Annotated in this window: 3 protein-coding genes; all 3 read right to left on the bottom strand. The window is 71.3% G+C overall.

The annotated features are described in order from the left end of the window. A partial coding sequence (locus ACNPM4_RS00235) for an AAA family ATPase (RefSeq protein WP_448984291.1) occupies window positions 1-933 on the bottom strand: 933 nt, incomplete at its 3' end. Continuing rightward, window positions 930-1,850, bottom strand: a complete 921-nt coding sequence (locus ACNPM4_RS00230) for an NAD kinase (RefSeq protein WP_448984289.1) — start codon at window positions 1,848-1,850, stop codon at window positions 930-932. The genes ACNPM4_RS00230 and ACNPM4_RS00235, both read right to left, overlap by 4 nt. Then, window positions 1,847-2,291 (bottom strand): SAM-dependent methyltransferase (locus tag ACNPM4_RS00225; RefSeq protein WP_448984287.1); only part of this gene is annotated, 445 nt, incomplete at its 5' end. The genes ACNPM4_RS00225 and ACNPM4_RS00230, both read right to left, overlap by 4 nt.

The following is a 2,291-nucleotide window of genomic DNA, read 5'->3' as shown; positions in this document are numbered from 1 at the left end:
CTCTTCGACGGCGGCGAGCTCGTGGGGGCCCGTCTCGTCGAGGTCGGCCAGATAGGCGGAGAGCAGACCGGCGGTGTCGGCGATCCGGTATCCGATGTCGGCGATGCTTTCGCCGATCTCGGTGAGTTTCGCATCGGCGGTGCGCTCGAGCAGGCGACGCGCCTCGGCGACGAGGGCCGATGCGTCGGGTTCGCCGTCTTCGCTCGAGAGCGCGCCATGCGCGAGAGAGGCCGCGAGGCGCAGCTCTTCGGCGTTCGCGAGTCGCTCCGCGCGTTCGGCGAGCTCCTGATCCTCCCCCGGCTCCGGCGCGGTCGCCTCGATCAGGGCGAGGGCTTCGCGCAGCCGAGCTGCTTCCTCCGCACGGCGGTCGCGGTTCTCGGTGATCTCGGAGATCTCGGCGTCGAGTGTTCGCCACCGGACGAAGGAGCCGGCGTACGTCTCGAGCGCCTTCGCGATCGGCGCACCGCCGAAGCGGTCGAGCGCGTCGCGCTGCGCGGCCGCGGAGCGCAGACGCAGCTGCTCGGACTGTCCGTGGACCACGACGAGTTCTTCGGCCAGAGCCGAGAGCACGCCTGCCGGTGCCGCGCGGCCACCGACGCTCGCGCGGCTGCGGCCCTCAGCGCTCAGCGTGCGCGAGACGTAGAGTTCGGCGTTGCCTGCCCCTGCGGGCTCCAGCTCTCCCCCGGCGTCCGCGACGATCTCGGCCACGTCGCCCTCCTCGGGGACGATCCACACCCCGGCGACCGAGGCCTGCGCAGCGCCGGCGCGCACCGCGCCGGAATCGGCGCGCTGGCCCAGCAGCAGGCCGAGTCCCGTGACCACCATAGTCTTGCCGGCACCGGTCTCGCCGGTGATCGCCGTGAATCCCGGACCGAGGGGCAGCACGGCGTCGGCGATCACGCCGAGGCCCTGCATCCGCATCTCCTCGATCATGACGGCGCCCCCGGCGCCTGACCGCGCCATCCTTCGACGGGCAGCTGGAACTTGCGCACGAGCCGGTCGGTGAACGCCGTGGGGTGCAGCCGTGCGAGGCGCACCGGACGTGAGGACCGCCGGACGACGACGCGTGCGCCGGGAGGCAGGTCGTGCGAGCGTCGCCCGTCGCACCACAGGATGCCGGAGCCGTCGGTGCGCTCGAGCATCTCGATGGCGACTGCGGCGTCAGGGCTCACGACCAGGGGTTTGGCGAAGAGCGCGTGCGCCGACAGCGGCACCACGGCGATCGCCTCGACGCTGGGCCAGATGACCGGTCCCCCGGCGGAGAAGTTGTAGGCGGTCGAGCCGGTGGGAGTGGAGATGACCATGCCGTCGCAGCCGAAGCTCGACAGCGGGCGACCGTCGATCTCGAGGACGACTTCGATCATCCGCTCCCGGCTCGCCTTCTCGACCGTGGCCTCGTTGAGGGCCCAGGTCTCGTACACGACCGCCCCTGCGGCATCCTTCACCCGCACGGAAAGCGCGAGCCGTTCCTCGACCTCGTAGTCACGATCGATCACGCGGCGGACGGCCTTGTCCATGTCGTCGCGGTCGATCTCGGCGAGGAAGCCGACGTGGCCCATGTTGATGCCCAGCACGGGTGCGCCGCTGTCACGGACGAGCTCGGCCGCACGAAGGATGGTCCCGTCGCCGCCCAGCACGATCGCCAGTTCGAGGTCAGCCGGATCGACGGATGCGCCGAGCACCTCGGTGTCGGCGAAGAACTCGTCCACGGCCACGAGGGCCTCATGGTCGTCGGCGGCCAGCACCGGCCGGGCTCCGGCCTCGCGGAGCGCCCCGATCACCCGACGGGCCGCGTCGACCGTGTCCACTCGGCCGGCGTGGGCGACGACCAGGATGCTGCGCTCGTTCATCGTCCTCCTGCCAGTCGGTTGATGGTGTCCAACCATTCTGTCGGATTGCTGCCCCGACCCGGCGCGAGGTGCACCAGATACTCGGCATTCCCGTGCGTTCCGAGGATCGGGGAGGGCAGGATGCCGAGCATCCCGAACCCGAGATCCCAGGCGGCCCACACCGTGCGGGCGACGGCGTCCGCACGCGTGGCGGGGTCGGTCACCAGACCGCCGCGCACCGCGGTTCGCCCGACCTCGAACTGCGGCTTCACGAGCAGCAGGACGTCGGATCCCGGCTCGGCGATGACCGCCACTGCGGGCAGAACGAGCTCTAGCGAGATGAACGACAGGTCCCCGACGATGAGGTCGGGCGCGTCGCTCTCGCCGGTCGCCTCCGCGAGGTTCTCACGCGTCATGTGCCGCACGTTGTAGCCCTCGACGGCGACGACGCCGGGGTCGGCC

Source organism: Microbacterium umsixpiens, from assembly GCF_053543675.1.
The sequence above is the reverse complement of the archived record's forward strand: the minus strand, read 5'-3'. Positions and strand labels throughout refer to the sequence as shown.